Origin of the sequence: Acinetobacter johnsonii ANC 3681, assembly GCF_000368805.1 — a bacterium.
GTDB classification, from domain to species: Bacteria; Pseudomonadota; Gammaproteobacteria; order Pseudomonadales; family Moraxellaceae; genus Acinetobacter; species Acinetobacter johnsonii.
In genome coordinates this window covers 362,212-377,998 of record NZ_KB849703.1, presented here as the reverse complement: position 1 = coordinate 377,998, position 15,787 = coordinate 362,212, and the positions used below count along the sequence as shown (strand labels likewise).

At 45.1% G+C, this 15,787-nt stretch carries 17 protein-coding genes; 7 read left to right on the top strand and 10 right to left on the bottom strand.

Annotation, left to right across the window (positions count from 1 at the left end):
- Positions 1-14: 14 nt before the first annotated feature.
- Complete coding sequence (locus F946_RS02120) at positions 15-641, bottom strand: TetR/AcrR family transcriptional regulator (protein WP_004978429.1); 627 nt, start codon at positions 639-641, stop codon at positions 15-17.
- A gap of 149 nt (positions 642-790) precedes the next feature.
- On the opposite strand from F946_RS02120, the gene F946_RS02115 reads away from it, so the two are divergent.
- The 4 genes from F946_RS02115 (at position 791) to dnaJ (ending at position 6,763) form a co-directional block, all read left to right on the top strand.
- Positions 791-1,891, top strand: coding sequence for an efflux RND transporter periplasmic adaptor subunit (locus tag F946_RS02115; RefSeq protein WP_004978428.1), 1,101 nt, complete (start codon positions 791-793; stop codon positions 1,889-1,891).
- A 2-nt stretch (positions 1,892-1,893) separates the two neighbouring features.
- A complete protein-coding gene (locus tag F946_RS02110; protein ID WP_004978427.1) occupies positions 1,894-5,031 on the top strand; it encodes an efflux RND transporter permease subunit in 3,138 nt (1,045 codons plus the stop codon).
- 131 nt (positions 5,032-5,162) lie between these two features.
- Complete coding sequence (locus F946_RS02105) at positions 5,163-5,540, top strand: hypothetical protein (RefSeq protein ID WP_004978426.1); 378 nt, start codon at positions 5,163-5,165, stop codon at positions 5,538-5,540.
- A gap of 104 nt (positions 5,541-5,644) precedes the next feature.
- Positions 5,645-6,763, top strand: a complete 1,119-nt coding sequence (dnaJ, locus tag F946_RS02100) for a molecular chaperone DnaJ (RefSeq protein ID WP_004978425.1) — start codon at positions 5,645-5,647, stop codon at positions 6,761-6,763.
- Positions 6,764-6,826: 63 nt separating this feature from the next.
- On the opposite strand, the gene F946_RS02095 is transcribed toward dnaJ, so the two are convergent.
- Entirely contained in the window at positions 6,827-7,066 is a 240-nt protein-coding gene (locus tag F946_RS02095; protein WP_004978423.1) for a hypothetical protein, read from the bottom strand.
- Between the two features lie 197 nt (positions 7,067-7,263).
- Between F946_RS02095 and dapB the strand changes: the two genes are divergently transcribed.
- Positions 7,264-8,085, top strand: a complete 822-nt coding sequence (gene dapB / locus F946_RS02090; RefSeq protein ID WP_004978421.1) for a 4-hydroxy-tetrahydrodipicolinate reductase — start codon at positions 7,264-7,266, stop codon at positions 8,083-8,085.
- Between the two features lie 59 nt (positions 8,086-8,144).
- Positions 8,145-8,792: an START domain-containing protein gene (locus F946_RS02085; protein ID WP_004978419.1), complete on the top strand. Its 648-nt coding sequence runs from the start codon at positions 8,145-8,147 to the stop codon at positions 8,790-8,792.
- Between the two features lie 47 nt (positions 8,793-8,839).
- Here the strand turns inward: F946_RS02085 and F946_RS02080 are convergent, their stop codons facing one another.
- The gene (locus F946_RS02080; RefSeq protein WP_004978418.1) at positions 8,840-9,241 is read right to left on the bottom strand and encodes a hypothetical protein; all 402 of its coding nucleotides are present in this window, start codon (positions 9,239-9,241) and stop codon (positions 8,840-8,842) included.
- A gap of 99 nt (positions 9,242-9,340) precedes the next feature.
- Between F946_RS02080 and F946_RS02075 the strand changes: the two genes are divergently transcribed.
- Positions 9,341-10,792, top strand: a complete 1,452-nt coding sequence (locus tag F946_RS02075) for an aminotransferase-like domain-containing protein (protein WP_004978415.1) — start codon at positions 9,341-9,343, stop codon at positions 10,790-10,792.
- 29 nt (positions 10,793-10,821) lie between these two features.
- Here F946_RS02075 and ahr read toward each other — a convergent pair whose 3' ends face one another.
- The 7 genes from ahr to F946_RS02040 all read right to left on the bottom strand — a co-directional run bounded on the left by ahr (position 10,822) and on the right by F946_RS02040 (position 15,663).
- Positions 10,822-11,844, bottom strand: a complete 1,023-nt coding sequence (gene ahr, locus F946_RS02070; protein WP_004978414.1) for an NADPH-dependent aldehyde reductase Ahr — start codon at positions 11,842-11,844, stop codon at positions 10,822-10,824.
- A 36-nt stretch (positions 11,845-11,880) separates the two neighbouring features.
- On the bottom strand, positions 11,881-12,435 hold the full coding sequence (locus F946_RS02065) for a DNA-3-methyladenine glycosylase I (protein WP_004978412.1): 555 nt from the start codon (positions 12,433-12,435) through the stop codon (positions 11,881-11,883).
- A 19-nt stretch (positions 12,436-12,454) separates the two neighbouring features.
- Positions 12,455-12,700 (bottom strand): hypothetical protein, encoded by a 246-nt coding sequence (locus F946_RS02060; RefSeq protein WP_004691836.1) that lies wholly within the window; start codon positions 12,698-12,700, stop codon positions 12,455-12,457.
- A 15-nt stretch (positions 12,701-12,715) separates the two neighbouring features.
- Positions 12,716-13,258 (bottom strand): M23 family metallopeptidase, encoded by a 543-nt coding sequence (locus F946_RS02055; protein ID WP_035326306.1) that lies wholly within the window; start codon positions 13,256-13,258, stop codon positions 12,716-12,718.
- Positions 13,259-13,342: 84 nt separating this feature from the next.
- Entirely contained in the window at positions 13,343-14,377 is a 1,035-nt protein-coding gene (mutY, locus tag F946_RS02050) for an A/G-specific adenine glycosylase (protein ID WP_035326304.1), read from the bottom strand.
- Between the two features lie 108 nt (positions 14,378-14,485).
- The gene (locus F946_RS02045; RefSeq protein ID WP_004691832.1) at positions 14,486-14,848 is read right to left on the bottom strand and encodes an HIT family protein; all 363 of its coding nucleotides are present in this window, start codon (positions 14,846-14,848) and stop codon (positions 14,486-14,488) included.
- A gap of 74 nt (positions 14,849-14,922) precedes the next feature.
- Positions 14,923-15,663, bottom strand: coding sequence for a dienelactone hydrolase family protein (locus F946_RS02040; protein ID WP_004978406.1), 741 nt, complete (start codon positions 15,661-15,663; stop codon positions 14,923-14,925).
- Between the last annotated feature and the right edge of the window lie 124 nt (positions 15,664-15,787).

The following is a 15,787-nucleotide window of genomic DNA, read 5'->3' as shown; positions in this document are numbered from 1 at the left end:
TAATTAACTGAATCTTACGGTTTTTGTATGGGGTATTTTAATAAAAAAATCGCAATAGCCTCTTGAATCAGTTGCTCGCGTTGTTTGGCATTTGGCACTTCATTCATCCCCAATAACATTTCTTGGTGACGATATCCAAACAGCAGAGACATTAATAAGGTGATGACCTCGTTGACCTGTTTAAACTGAAGAACGCCTAAGGTTTGGGCTTGGTCGAAGAACTGTTCCCAAATCGCCCGCATTTTGAGGTGAGAGGCTTTATAGAAGTTCTCTAGCAATGGGTTTTGTTCAGCGGCTAGTTGTAATAGCAGGTGCTCCAGCTTGATGGCCTCAGGTAGGTTAATAATATGCATCGATAGTGCACAAATCTGTTCGAGCATGGGCACAAAGTCTTCGGCCCGTTGCAATTGAAATGAACGACCCAGCATCAGCTTTTCACAGGTTTCCTCAATTGCACAACTGAACAGATTGGCTTTGTCCTGAAAATGGTTATACACCGTGAGTTTGGTGACGTGCGCTTCCTTGGCAATATGGTCCATGCTGGAGCCGTGGTAGCCATGTTGTAAAAACAACTGACGTGCCACCTCCAAAATACGTTGCCGTTTTTCTAAATCCTTGGGACGTCCTGCTGAAGCTTGCACACATTTTCCTAAAAAAAGTTCAAAAAGTCATTTACATCTGAGCATATCTTTAATTAGTGTACTATGCAGTATATTAATTAAAAAATAACCAAGTTAAGTCTGGATATTGTGCCTGATTAATTGGTGGTTATGGAAGAAGAGCAGACTTCATGAGCAAAATTCAGACCCTTGTGGCAAGTATGATGGTGGTGTGTAGTATCACCTTGTGGGGATGTAGCAAAGACACGACTGAACCAGAGTCAGTGCCTTTGGTAATGGTGAGCCAACCGAATACCACGCATCTAGAACAAAAAAGCTATGCAGGCGAAGTGCAAGCCCGCCAACAAACGGCACTGTCTTTTCGTGTTGGGGGACAAGTCACGGAGCGTTTGGTCGATGTAGGTGACCAAGTCAAAGTTGGACAAGTTTTAGCACGCTTAGATGTACAAGATGCCCAGTTGCAATTAAATGCAGCCAAAGCACAGTTAGAAAGTGCCCAAGCGGCTGAAAAAAATGCGCTGGATGAACTCAAACGCTTTAAGCAATTATTACCGAGTAATGCAGTGAGTCGTTCACAGTACGACAGCGTTGAAAATCAATACAAAGCCGCACTGTCGAGCTTGAAACAAGCACAAGCCAATTATAACGTTACGCAAAACCAAACCAGTTATAACCAACTGATCGCCAATAAAAACGGCGTGATTACCGAGCGTAATATTGAAATTGGACAGGTGATTTCAGCAGGGCAACCCGCTTTTCAACTGGCCATTTCAGGTGATCGTGAAGTGGTAATTGGTGTACCTGAACAAGCCATTGCTCAGATTAAAGTTGGACAAGATGCAATCGTCACCTTGTGGTCTAAACCCGATGAACGTTTTGCTGCCTACGTCCGTGAAATTTCGCCTGCCGCAGATCAGTCACGTACTTTTAGTGTCAAAGTGGCTTTGCGTGAAGGACAAAATACGATTCAACTGGGACAGAGTGCACGGGTGTTTTTCAGCTCAACTGAAAGCAATGTGTTGAGTGTACCGTTAGCCAGTGTTTCCGCTGCGGGTAAAAATGCTTATGTCTGGGTGGTGAATGCTGACAACAGCATTCGTAAAGTCCCTGTCAGCGTGGGGGAGTATGGTCGAGACACCGTTACCATTCGTTCAGGTTTACAGCCAAAGGACTATGTCGTGGTGGGTGGGGTGCATTTACTGCGTGAAAAACAAAAAATTCAACCGATTAGCCGTGACAATAAAACGGTCAAGATTGCGACAGGAGGTTAAGCATGAACTATAACCTGTCGGAATGGGCCTTAAAAAATAAGGGCTTGGTCCTTTATTTGATGTTGTTACTGGGCATCGTGGGTGTGGTGTCTTATTCTAAACTTGCACAAAGCGAAGACCCACCTTTTACCTTCAAAGTGATGGTGGTACAGACCTATTGGCCGGGTGCAACGGCGCGTGAGGTGTCTGAACAGGTGACCGACCGTATTGAAAAAGAGCTGATGACCACGGGTAAGTATGAGCGCATTATGGCCTACTCCAGACCTGGCGAGTCGATGGTGACTTTTGTGGCACGAGATGCTATGCGCTCCAGTGAGATACCTGATGTGTGGTATGACGTACGCAAGAAGGTTGGAGACATCAAACATCAGCTGCCCAATGGGGTACAAGGACCCTTCTTTAATGATGAATTCGGCGATACTTTCGGCAACATTTATGTACTGACGGGTAAAGACTTCGATTATGCGGTGATGAAAGAATATGCCGACCGTTTACAGTTACAACTGCAACGCGTCAAAGATGTCGCCAAGGTCAACTTGGTCGGGTTGCAAGATCAAAAGATTTGGATTGAAATTTCCAACACCAAGTCGGCACAGTTAGGCATTCCTGTGACAGCGGTGCAACAAGCCCTGCAACAGCAAAATACCATGGCTAGTGCAGGCTTTTTTGAAACAGAGTCGGATCGTATTCAACTCCGAGTCACAGGGCAAATTAAGAGCGTTGAAGAACTGCAACGTATGCCTTTATTGGTGAATGGAAAAACCATCCAGCTTAGCGATGTGGCTGATGTCTATCGTGGCTTTAGTGAACCCGCTCAACCCCGTATGCGCTTTATGGGGGAAAATGGCATTGGTATTGCAGTGTCGATGCGTAAAGGTGGCGACATCTTGGCTTTGGGTAAAAACCTAGAAACCGAGTTTTCCAAGCTGCAAAAAACTTTGCCTTTAGGTATGGAGCTGAAGAAAGTTTCAGACCAGCCTGTCGCGGTGAAGCGTAGTGTTAACGAGTTCATGAAGGTTCTGGCTGAAGCGGTGATTATTGTACTGTTGGTCAGCTTCTTCTCGCTGGGTTTCCGGACTGGACTGGTGGTGGCATTCTCCATTCCACTGGTTTTGGCCATGACTTTTGCAGGCATGAATATTTTTGATGTCGGTCTACATAAAATTTCTTTGGGTGCCCTGATTTTAGCGCTGGGCCTCTTGGTCGATGACGCCATTATTGCTGTGGAAATGATGGCAATCAAAATGGAACAAGGCTACAGTCGACTACAAGCAGCAGGGCATGCGTGGCGAACGACGGCTTTCCCAATGTTGACGGGAACTTTGATTACCGCTGCGGGCTTTTTACCGATTGCTACAGCAGCGTCCAGTACAGGTGAATACACTCGTTCTATTTTCCAAGTGGTGACCATTGCCTTAATTGTGTCTTGGTTTGCAGCGGTGTTGTTTGTGCCTTATTTGGGTGACAAACTCCTGCCCGATTTTAACAAAGAGCTGATTCAAAAAGCGCCGTGGTATAGCCGTTTGTGGGCACGTTTGCGCAAACAGCCAGAACCTCAGCCGATGGTACATCATGCAGGTGAGCATCACGATCCTTATCAAACCAAGTTCTATCAAGGTTTTCGCCGTTGGGTCGATCTGTGTGTGACCTATCGCAAAACAGTCATTGCAACGACTGTGGCTATTTTTGTGCTCTCGGTGTTGATGTTTAAGTTAGTACCGCAGCAGTTTTTCCCACCCTCGAATCGTGCCGAAATTTTGGTCGACTTAAAGCTTGAAGAAGGTGCATCTTTAACGGCAACTGAAAATGCGGTGAAAAAAGTTGAACAGTTCCTGTCGAAGCAAGAAGGCATAGATAATTATGTGGCATATGTGGGCACAGGCTCGCCACGTTTTTATTTACCGCTCGATCAGCAGCTACCACAAGCCAGCTTTGCTCAGTTTGTGGTCTTGGCCTCTTCACTGGATGATCGCAATGAAATTCGTAAATCCTTAGACACCCAAATCCGCCAGTTATTGCCCGATGTACGTACTCGCGTCTCTTTACTTGAAAACGGCCCCCCCGTCGGTTATCCACTTCAATATCGCGTGTCGGGTGAAGACTTAACTCAAGTGCGTGCTTGGGCGGATAAAGTCGCAGCGATGCTGAGTGCTAACCCCAACACCACTAATGTGCATTTGGACTGGGGTGAACCAAGCAAGATGATCAATTTAGAGATTGACCAAGACCGTGCCCGCCAAATGGGGGTATCGAGTTTAGATTTGGCCAATTTCTTGAACAGCTCTATTTCGGGTGCCACCATTAACCAGTACCGTGAGAAACGTGAGCTGATTGAAATCCGTTTACGTGGCGATCAAGCCGAGCGGGTTGAAGTAGCATCACTGGCAAGCCTTGCCGTTCCAACCTCAAATGGCGGAACAGTACCATTGGCACAAATTGCAAAAATTGATTATAGCTTTGAAGAAGGTTTGATTTGGCATCGTAACCGCCTACCGACTATTACGGTACGTGCAGATATTCGGACCAAGTTACAACCGGCCACGGTGGTGGATGAAATGGCTGAACAGATGAATCAGCTGCGTGCGGAACTGCCGAATGGCTATTTGGTTGAAGTTGGCGGTACAGTGGAAGAGTCAGCACGTGGGGGTAAATCGGTTGCAGCAGGCATGCCTTTATTCTTGGCCGTGGTCATGACTTTGCTGATGATTCAACTGCGCAGTATGTCTCGTGCCACGATTGTCTTGCTCACCGCGCCTTTAGGTTTGATTGGCGTGGTGTTGTTCCTGCTACTGTTTAATAAACCTTTTGGCTTTGTTGCGATGTTGGGCACCATTGCCTTGTCGGGCATGATCATGCGTAACTCGCTGATCTTGATTGATCAGATTGAGCAAGATATTCAAGCAGGGCATGAATCATGGGATGCGATCATCGATGCGACGGTGCGACGTTGTCGTCCAATTGTGCTGACGGGATTGGCAGCAGTTCTGGCGATGATCCCATTGTCTAGAAGTATTTTCTTTGGACCTATGGCCGTTGCGATCATGGGCGGACTGATTGTGGCGACGCTATTAACCCTGTTCTTTTTACCAGCCTTGTACGCGCAGTGGTTTAAAGTAAAAAAAATTAGCCATAAGCCGTAAATTTATGCCAATATCAGGTGCGAAACGTTGAAAATTTCAATATAGTAGCACCTGAAATTTATGGCATTTTTATAAAGCAGTTTTTTGCTACACATTAAAAAATAAACGATGTGGCAAATGGGGTTAAACGCATGATGCAAGACAATGTAACCAAGTATCGCCGCTCTATCGCGATTTCTTATGTCTTCATGTTTTTGGCTTTGTTTACTGTGATTAGCGGCGCATTTTCCTATTGGTATGCTCGAAAAGTCACGCAAATTGATCATGCCGAAGTGTGGTTACAAGCGCAAGCACTTTGGGTCATGCGCAATATTGTGATTTATAGCATTTTGGCGTTATTTGCAGCGTTGTGGTTTATTCCTCTTATTTTCTTCACTTGGGACAGCGCATTGTGGGTGACTGCATGCACGGTTGCAGGTGTGGTTTTTAGCTGTATTGCATTTCTCTTCCTTCTAAATGCATGGTTTAAAGGCCTGTCTAAGTTTTTGAAAAATAAAGCAGTTTTCTAATTCTACGGATTTTTTTTCAAACACCCCCTTGTAAAACTTGGTTTGAACCCAATTTCAGACCACAGTTGAGTATTAAATAAATTCCGTGAGGAGCATCGCCAGACATGGCTAAACGTGATTATTATGAGGTTTTAGGTGTTGCTAAAACCGCTAGTGATGATGAAATTAAAAAAGCCTACCGTAAGTTGGCGATGAAATATCATCCGGACCGCAACCCTGACAATGCTGAAGCTGAAGAGAAATTTAAAGAAGCGGCTGAAGCTTATGAAATTTTATCGGATAGCGAAAAGCGCAGCATGTATGACCGTATGGGGCATCAAGCCTTTGAAGGTGGTATGGGCGGCGGAGGCGGCTTCGGTGGTGGTTTCAGCGCAGAAGACATTTTCAGTCAATTCGGTGACATTTTCGGTGGTGCATTTGGTGGCGGTGGTGGTCGTGGTCAACAGCGTGCACGTCGTGGTTCTGACTTACGTTATGTGATGGAACTGACGTTGGAAGAAGCAGTAAGAGGGGTGAAAAAAACCATTACTTTTACCGCACCAGCGCCGTGTGAAACCTGTGACGGTAAAGGCTCTAAAAACCCGAACGATGTTGAAACCTGTAAAACTTGTCATGGCGCAGGTCAGGTTCGCATGCAGCAAGGTTTCTTCTCTGTACAGCAGACCTGTAGCACCTGTCGCGGTCAGGGTAAGATCATTAAGAACCCATGTAATACCTGTCATGGTTCAGGCGTTAAAGACCGTCAACAAACCTTAGAAGTGACGATTCCTGCGGGCGTCGACAATGGTGACCGCGTTCGTTTAACGGGTAAAGGCGAAGCGATTCGTGATGGTCAGTCAGGCGACTTGTACGTAGAAGTGGTGGTGCGTGAGCACGAAATCTTCCAACGTGATGGTGCAGACCTGTATATGGATGTCCCTGTGAGCATTGCCGATGCTGCTTTGGGTAAAGAAATTGAAATCCCGACACTCGAAGGTCGTGTGAGTTTGAAAATTCCTGAAGGCACACAAACGGGTAAAATGTTCCGTTTACGTGGTAAAGGGGTTAAACCTGTACGTACCAGTATGCAAGGTGACTTACTCTGCCGTATCGTGATTGAAACGCCAGTCAACTTAACAGCACGTCAACGTGAACTGTTAAAAGAGTTGCAAGAGACCTTGGATGGAGATGATCACAAATCATCACCAAAGAAAAAGTCTTTCTTTGACCGACTGTTTGATTAATTAAATACGGTAGGTCTGAATTGGTGTTGAAAAGAGCGGGAAGATTTTCCCGCTTTTTTTATGTTATTGCGCTTCTGCGGGCAACTCAGGTTGATCGATCTCTTCAACCGATACCATTTCTTCGGCCATAGGTGCAGTGGCTGGTACTTGTTGCTCGGCCTGTGCTTTGGGATGTGTGCTGGTGGTGATCTTTACCTGCGACAAACTTTCTAAGGTATCGCCCGCTTGAACAGCGGGTTCAGCCTGAACTTGTGCCCAACTGCCCCCAAACGCCATCGCTAGAAAAAGTACCTTTGCTTTCATTCTATTTTCCTCATTTTAAAGTTGTTTTTAAACGCGAACCTAGTCTGCGTAAGATTGATTGCAAATTTGTGAAAAGCTTGAGAAATCATGTTTGAAAATAAAGCGATTTTTTCGATGAAAATGGCCAACAAACCTTAGTCTGGGCAATCAGTTTTGCTATAGTAAGAACAATTTTGAAGCTAGATTAGGAATATGTTATGTCAGCAGCTCCACGCATTGGTGTCTTAGGTGCCGGCGGCCGTATGGGTCGCATCCTTATTCAAGCGGTACACGAAGCAGGCTATCAACTGGCTGCGGCAGTGGAACGCCCTGAAAGCTCACTGATTGGTACAGATGCAGGTGAGCTTGCAGGTGTTGGCAGCCTCGGCGTGAAGGTGGTGGGTAGTCTGGAAGCGGTAGTGAAAGATTGTGATGTGATCATTGATTTCACTGCACCAGTAGCGACCGTTCAGCATTTAAAAATTTGTCGTGAAGCTGGGGTTGCCATTGTCATTGGGACCACGGGCATGAATGACGAACAAAAAGCCTATTTGGATGACTCGGCAACACAGACTCCTGTGGTCTATGCAGCCAACTATTCTGTGGGGGTCAATGTTTCGATTAAACTGTTGGAATTGGCGTCTAAAGTCTTTGGCGACACAGTGGATATTGAAGTGATTGAAGCGCATCACCGTCATAAAGTCGATGCACCATCAGGCACAGCGTTGATGATGGGTGAGGCCATTGCGGGTGCTTTAGGACGTGACTTGAAAACCGATGCAGTGTATTGCCGTGAAGGTCATACCGGACCTCGTGAGCGTCAAAGTATTGGTTTCCAAACCATTCGTGGCGGCGACATTGTCGGTGAACATACGGCGATGTTTATTGCCGATGGTGAGCGCGTTGAAATTACCCATAAAGCGACCAACCGTATGAACTTTGCTTCGGGTGCGGTACGTGCTGCGGCTTGGGTGGTAGGACGTGAAGCACGTAAATATGACATGAAAGATGTACTGGGTTTTAACGACATTCAAGTTTAAAAACCTGCTTCATTCGCCATAAAAACAAGATAAAAAACTAAAATAAGACGAAGAATAGAATGAAAAAAGTCATGTATATGGCTTGTGTTGTTGCTGTGATGACGACAGCACAGGCCAAACCTATGGAGCAAGCCAAACTCAGTATTCATAAAAATAATATTAAAGTTTGGACCTATCAAAATGCGCAAAATCCGGTCTTTTTATATAAGGCTGAAACCACGTTTGATGTGCCGATTGAAAAAGCAGTGTCACTGATCTTAGATGTTGACCATGCGGTGAAATGGGTGCCATATATGGGCAGTGTGAAAGTTTTGTCGCGCGATGATAAAAAAGGCGAGTTTCAGCTGTATATGGTGCTGGATTTTCCTTTTCCTTTAAAAGACCGCGATTTGGTGGTGCAGGGGAAAATGACCAAGGACAGTCAGGGCATTATTAGCATTAAAAATAAAGCGATTGATAAAAACATCCTTAAAAATCCAGATTATGTGCGCCTAAATCATTATGAGGGCGATTGGACTTTTCAGAAACTGGGATCAAATAAAGTCAAGGTTTCGACCTCAGGTTATGCCAACCCTGAGGGGTCGATACCACTGAAGTTTGTGAATATGTTTGTCCAACAACAACCCTATCAAATGCTGCAAAAAATGAAAAATCAATTGCTGGAACAAGAAGATACTCCTGCCCATTTACCAGCTGCCTTACGTTAATTTTAAAGACGAAGAAGCCTGCTATGCAGGCTTTCATGTTTTAAAACTTAAGGCTGTTGATAAGCATTCAGCAGCTCTAAGGTTGAAGCCTTAGGCAGGTCTAACTGAATTAAGCTGAGCATGGCATGTCCTTCACCAGCGAGCGAGATCTTGAAGTTTTCAGCACTGCTTTGGTCACATTGAAACTGTAAATTTTTCTGGCGGGGCAAGTTCATCTGCATTTCACGTTCATTGTTCAACCGATATTGATAAGTTCGTTGAGTCGAGGTTTCAGTCAAGCTCGGCGCTAAACTTAAAAACTGATAATCAGTTAAATTTTGCGTTTTCAGAAACCCTTCAATCAATGCTTTACAAATAAAATGCTGCTGTTGTACTTGCTGCGAAACATTTGGCGGTTGGCAAGCCGATAAGCTCAATAAGCAAAAGAGAGATATGATTATTTTTTTCATAAAAGTGCCTATTTATGGTTGTGAACGAATGACAGAAGCATAATTCTGTTGGCATAATGGATACAGATACATAAAAGTTAAAAAAATAGGTACAGATGAATGGCATTTCAGTATCAAAGCTTGGCTGCACAGTTGCTTGAAAAAATTCAAAATGCTGAATTACCCGCAGGGCAAAAGCTGTTGTCGTTACGCCAGTTTGCCAACTTACAAAAGGTCAGCTTGAATACGGCCAAGAGCTGTTATGAGCTACTCGAGTCGCAGGGGTATATTCATGTGAAAAATAAGTCGGGCTATTTTGTCAGTTATCAAAAAAATACCAGCCCATCTATTCCCGTACCACAGCATCCTGATTTTCAGTCTCAAGCTCGTGATATTTCTAACTTAGAGCTACAGCTGGAAATTCAACAGTCTTCCATTAATAGCCGTCTCATCCATTTGGGAGCGATTCAGCTTTCGCCAAAACATGTGCCTGTAGAAGCGCTTCGCCGCTCCATTCAACGCGCCTTAAAACACAGCCAACCTGAAGATTTTTTATATAGCGATAAGCAGGGCCATATTCGCTTACGGCAGGCCTTGTCTGAGCATTGGGCTGAAGATGGCTTCTATATTTCGCAGGATGATATTTACATCAGCAATGGCTGTATGCCAGCGCTGTCGGTGATGATCCAACACCTCAGCAAGGAAGGCGACAGCGTAATTGTACCGACCCCGAATTTTAATGGTCAGTTGCAAATGTTGGCGGGGTTAAAACGAAAAATTATTGAAATTCCAGCCGATACTCAAGGCTTTGATCTTGAACGTTTAGAGCAGGTCATGCAAAGTTCAGGCGCAAAAGCGTGCTTACTCACGGCCAATTATCAAAATCCATTGGGGTTTTGCTTAAGCAATGCAGAAAAAGAAAAAATTGCACAACTGGCTGCGCGCTATCAGTGCTATGTGATTGAAGATGATATTTATGGTGAATGTAGTTTCAGCTCGAGTCGTCCGCTGCCGATTAAGTATTGGGATCAGCAGGGTTATGTGATTTTCTGTGGTTCGGTTTCCAAGTCCCTTTCAACTGCGTATCGGGTAGGTTGGTTCTGCATTCCGCAGCGCTTAGCGCACTTGAAGGCTACGTTACTGATGCAAAATATTACAGTGAATACGCCTTTACAGTTGGCACTGGCCGATCTCATTTATAGTCGTGCTTATCGGGAGCATTTACAGCAGTTAAAGCCGATTTTGAAACAGCAAGTTGAGCAATACCGACACATGATTCAGCATGCCTTTAACGGAGTTGAGTTACGTATCAATCAACCTTTAGGTAGTTATGCGCTGTGGTTACAGCTACCCGAGTGTATCGATGGTTTAGATATGTACTATTTTGCTCAGCAGCACGGTATTAATATTGTGCCAGGCGAAGTCTTTGGTGAAGGGCAGCGTTATAAAAACTGTATCCGCCTCAATGCAGGTCATGAAATTTCAACAGATATTCGCGCAGCGGTCACCTTGTTGGCTGATTGGGTGAAAGCGCAACTCAGCAGTTCGACGTTGGTCAAACAAGCGGTATAAAAAAGCGCCTGTTTTGAGGCGCTTATGGATTAAAAATCAGCTTTGAGGACGATACGATAACGGGCTTTTCCAGAATGTAACCGTTCCAGTGCTTCATTCAACTGTGACATAGGGTACAGTTCAATTTGTGGCGCAATGTTTTTACGTGCAGCGAATTTGAGTAGCTGACGTAATGCAGTAGGGGAGCCAGTGGGTGAACCCGTGATAGATTTTGCTCCACCAATCAGACTACCTGCATTTAATTTGATGGGCTCTAGAGGCAAGCCTAGCAAATGGATCGTGCCATTTGGTGCCAGTGTACTGATATAGGCAGGCCAATTGAGCGTGACATTCACCGTACTGAGCAATAGATCGAATTTGCCTCGCTGGGTTTTAAGCGCATCCACATCACGGCTATTCACCACATGATCTGCACCCATGGCCTTGAGTTCTTCCGTTTTGTCGAGGTTCGAGGTAAACGCCGTAATTTCACAGCCCCATCCTCGAAGTAACTTAATAGCCATATGCCCTAAACCACCGATGCCAATCACGCCAACATGGTGAATGGCTTGAATTTGGTGTTTTAGAATTGGATCAAAAACGGTAATACCGCCACACAATAAAGGACCCGCTGACTCAGGATCTAGCTCTTCAGGTAAAGGAATAATCCACTGCCAACCGGCGCGAACTTTATCGGCAAAGCCACCTGCATGACCGACGATGGTTGCTGTTGACCCACCTGTACAGAGTACTTGTTGACCCGATACACAGGGGTCACAGTGTTGGCAGCTTTCTGCCGTCCAGCCAATACCGACGCGCTGTCCAAGTTTAAGCCCTTTGGCTTCGGAGCCTAGGCGACTGATGGTGCCAATAATTTCATGACCAGCGACAACGGGATAGACCGAAGAGTTCCATTCATTGTTAATGACCGAAACATCGGAATGGCACAATCCACAATATTCGACTTGGACTTCGACCTGATGTGGTTGCAGTTCACCCGCATCGAATTGATAGGGTTGTAGTGCTGCACCTGCTTGCATTGCCGCATAGGCACGAATGGTGTTATCCGTCATATTCTATATCCTTATTTTCCTGTTTTTTATGTACTTTTATTTAAAATGACAGCTGTTTTCATGATCATTGACCATACCAACCGCTTGCATAAAGGCATAGCAGGTGGTGGGTCCGACAAATTTAAAGCCCTGTTTTTTTAGGGTTTTAGACATATTTTGGCTTTGAGGTGTCTGTGCAGGCGCTGTACGGTAGTCAGGGACATCATTGTTGATTGCATGTTGCTCGACAAAGTTCCAGAGCCACTCAACGGGGTTAATGCCTTGTTGTTTCAGGGCTTGCCATGCAATCGCATTGTCACGAATGGCGGTCAGCTTCCCGATATGGCGAATTAAGCCGATATCTTGGACTTTTTCGGCTAAGTCTATATCACTTAAAGCCGCAATCTTTTCAATGGAATATTGAAAAAAATGGCGATGATAATGTTCACGCTTTTTCAGGACGGTAATCCATGACAGTCCTGCTTGTTGACCTTCGAGGCAGAGCATTGCAAATAATTGCTTTTCATCATGTAGTGGTTTACCCCACTCATGATCATGGTAGTCGATGTAAAGTGGGTCTGAGGAGCACCATCCGCAGCGTTGAGTGGTCATGAACATGCTCCTGATCTTTTTATAGGGTAAAAGGCGCCCATTGGTCGTGTTGATTGTCCCAATAAAACAATTGGGCGTGTTCGAGGTCGGAAAAGTTAATCCAAACATCTTTTCCAGTTTTTTCAGCAAATCCAGTGCTGATTAAAAGCGCATCTTCGGTAATTTCCATGATCCAACCTTGGTGGTTTTGTCCTGCCAAGATGATTTTTTGTTGATTGCCTGATTCAGCAAATTCGACCAGACGGTTGATCAACGCTTCTGACATGAAAAATTCCTAAAGTTAACGTAAATAAGGATAGGGATTTACTGCACCACGGCCTTTACCTTGTAAATAAAGTCCATAATGCAAATGTGGGGCTGTGTGCCTTGCATTGCCTGTATTGCCGACATAGCCAATCAGGTCGCCTTTTTTGACATAGTCGCCGACACTTAAGCCACGTTTATAGTCATCAAGATGAGCGTAGTAATGCCAAGTGCCTGCTGGCCCCATAATCCAAACCACTTTACCACCCAAATTGTTATTGCGTAAGTCTGCAACGAGACCTTCTGTGGCAGAAAAAACTTTTGTTCCACGTGGAGCCAGAATGTCGATGCCTTCATGCGTCCGTCCGCTACTGCGAGACGCTCCCCAAGTATCTGTGAGTCCATGACGTTTAATGCCTTGAACGGGTACAGGCAGCTGCTGAGCTAAACGCATGTTTTTCAGCTGTTGGACTTGTGAGGCCGGTAACTGGCTTCCACTTGGTGCAGGCGGCGCGGTACGGCAAGCTGCGAGTAACAGAATCACAAAACTTAAACTGGCAAGCGCAGAAAGGCGGGGCAAACAATTACGCACGAACAATCCTTTATTATTTCAGTGATCTAATTTTAAAGTCTCAGGGTAAACCCAATCGATCACCCAACTATGTCACAGTTGAATTGTCGAGATCAATTTTTTCATCGCAGTTGGGATGCCCATTTCTGTGACGTTTTGTATGTCTAGCCATGTGCTGGCCAATTCTATACTTAAATGTTCGAGTTGATCGGCATCGACCTCAAAGCAAAGCGCTTCCAGTTGCCAAGTGAAATGGGTGAAACTATGCGAAATTTCAGCGCGTTGAGAGACTTGTTTCAGTCCTAGACTTTGGCACAGTTGAATGAGTTCATCACCATTTTCAAAAATAGGTAAACACCATAAACCGCCCCACAGTCCACTATTGGGGCGCTGTTGCCACAGCCATTGATTGTGATGGCGCAGCACCAAAACTTGGGCAGACTTCACAGGCACAGCTTTCTTGGGCTTTTTAAAAGGCAATTCAGTTTCTAACCCTTGTGCATGGGCTTTACAGTGTTGCTGCATTGGGCAATATAAACACAGCGGTTTTTTGGGGGTACAGACAGTTGCCCCCAAATCCATGATGGCTTGGGTATAGTCGTGGTTGCGTTCAGTTGGACAGAGTTCAGTGGCTAGTTGCCACATGCTGCGTTCATGCACAGGTTTGCTTAGATCATCCTCAATGGCAAAAAAGCGTGCGAGCACGCGTTTTACATTGCCATCCATAATGACGCCGTACTGACGTAAACCCAAAGACATCAGCGCACCTGCGGTAGATGGACCAATGCCTGGCAGTTCAATCCAGTCCTCTAAAGTTTGAGGAAAGTGTCCCTGACGTGCCACAACCCCTGCGGCTTTATGCAGATTACGTGCACGGGCATAGTAGCCCAGACCTGCCCAGTAAGGTGCGACCTCATCCCATGATGCTGTCCCTAAAGCTGCAACCGTTGGGAAGCGTTCGATAAAACGCTCGAAGTATTGCAGCACGGTTTTGACTTGGGTCTGTTGCAGCATAATTTCAGACACCCAGACTTTGTAGGGATCATCGGCTACTTGCCATGGCAGATCATGTCGACCATGAACATCGAACCAAGTCAGTAACGCATCTGAAAAAGAGAAAGGAGACATCTGAGGCACAAGCAAGAAATTCGGCTTAGTATAACTGAATGTCTTTTCTGAGCCCGAGTTTTTGCGCATAAAAAATGGCGCTTACGCGCCATTTAAAACCATAAAAACTTAGTCTTTCGTCATGCCCCAACGTGCATCGAGTTTTAGCTCTTGGTCTTTGTAGCGTGGAATAATATGGATATGTAAGTGTTCAGACACATTCCCAAATATTTCACCATCATTAAAACCGATATGAAAGCCTGAAGGTTGATGACGCAATTGGAGTTCATTACGTGCCAGTTCTAGCAAAGACATTAAGCTTTTACGTTCTTTGTCGGTAATGTCAAAAAATGAGCTCACATGACGTAGAGGGATAATGACACAGTGACCTTTAGACAATGCATTGGGTTCGGGCAAAATTACCCCAAAGTCATTTTTATCAAGCACGTCATATTCATCAAAATTACAATATTGGCAGTGGGTCTCAGTCATTGTTATCTCCTCTAAAATCTAATTATGTATCCTGTTGAATCTGAAAAATCAAATATTTGAATTTTCAGCTCTAGTTAAGCACTGAGATTGCGTTCTAGCAAGTCATACATTGCATCTAGCCCTTGTCTTTCTGCTTCTGGGTTATAGCCCAAGTCTACGCCATTGGCTTTGGCACGCTCATCGGCCAATGGGTTGCTAAAACCGTGCTTCGCATCTTCAAAAATGATGACTTCATGGTCCACTTTTGCCGCATGCATTTCTTCACGGAAGCTGGCAACATCATCCAAAGTGACCATGCTGTCTAACTCACCATGTAAAACTAAAATTTCACCCTGAATTTGACCTTCGACCGCAGGGGCTTTCGGTGCCAATGTGGCGTGGAAAGTCGCCACTGCTTTTAGTCGTGCGCCTGAGCGAGCTAAGTCTAAAACCACTTTACCGCCATAACAAAAACCAATCGCCGCCAGTTGAGTGGGATTCACTTCAGGCTGGGCAGCAAGCGTATCTAAACCTGCTTGCGCACGGTTGACGATGGTGTCGGCATCCGCAAAAGTTTGCATCATCCATTCATAGGCTTGTTTGGCATCTGTGGTGACATTTTTGTCGCCGTACATATCAATCGCCAGTGCGGCATAACCGTGTTCAGCCAGTTCGCGAGCACGTTGTTCAGTATATTCATTTCGGCCCCACCATTCGGGTGCAACGATGATACTTGCATGCGGTGTTTGAGAGCTTGGTGCTGCAAAATAACCAACTAAGCGTTGTCCATCGGCTGCGTTATATTGAATTTCTCGAGTTTGAATACTGATTGTCATGCTCAAATCCTGATAGATGATCTGCTCTGATTAAAGCATAAAAACTTTTACAAGGATTTGAAAAATATTCCGATGTGCATGAGAAATGTGAGAAATTATTTTTAAAGGCACATATAAAAAAAGA

Coding starts and splice junctions, on each gene's coding strand:
- dnaJ (WP_004978425.1), top strand. CDS start 5,645: ATGGCTAAACGTGATTATTATGAGGTTTTAGGTGTTGCTAAAACCGCT.
- F946_RS02065 (WP_004978412.1), bottom strand. CDS start 12,435: ATGACCACTCAACGCTGCGGATGGTGCTCCTCAGACCCACTTTACATC.
- F946_RS02045 (WP_004691832.1), bottom strand. CDS start 14,848: ATGACTGAGACCCACTGCCAATATTGTAATTTTGATGAATATGACGTG.
- dapB (WP_004978421.1), top strand. CDS start 7,264: ATGTCAGCAGCTCCACGCATTGGTGTCTTAGGTGCCGGCGGCCGTATG.
- F946_RS02075 (WP_004978415.1), top strand. CDS start 9,341: ATGGCATTTCAGTATCAAAGCTTGGCTGCACAGTTGCTTGAAAAAATT.
- F946_RS02040 (WP_004978406.1), bottom strand. CDS start 15,663: ATGACAATCAGTATTCAAACTCGAGAAATTCAATATAACGCAGCCGAT.
- ahr (WP_004978414.1), bottom strand. CDS start 11,844: ATGACGGATAACACCATTCGTGCCTATGCGGCAATGCAAGCAGGTGCA.
- F946_RS02080 (WP_004978418.1), bottom strand. CDS start 9,241: ATGAAAAAAATAATCATATCTCTCTTTTGCTTATTGAGCTTATCGGCT.
- F946_RS02105 (WP_004978426.1), top strand. CDS start 5,163: ATGATGCAAGACAATGTAACCAAGTATCGCCGCTCTATCGCGATTTCT.
- F946_RS02110 (WP_004978427.1), top strand. CDS start 1,894: ATGAACTATAACCTGTCGGAATGGGCCTTAAAAAATAAGGGCTTGGTC.
- F946_RS02060 (WP_004691836.1), bottom strand. CDS start 12,700: ATGTCAGAAGCGTTGATCAACCGTCTGGTCGAATTTGCTGAATCAGGC.
- F946_RS02115 (WP_004978428.1), top strand. CDS start 791: ATGAGCAAAATTCAGACCCTTGTGGCAAGTATGATGGTGGTGTGTAGT.
- F946_RS02085 (WP_004978419.1), top strand. CDS start 8,145: ATGAAAAAAGTCATGTATATGGCTTGTGTTGTTGCTGTGATGACGACA.
- mutY (WP_035326304.1), bottom strand. CDS start 14,377: ATGTCTCCTTTCTCTTTTTCAGATGCGTTACTGACTTGGTTCGATGTT.
- F946_RS02095 (WP_004978423.1), bottom strand. CDS start 7,066: ATGAAAGCAAAGGTACTTTTTCTAGCGATGGCGTTTGGGGGCAGTTGG.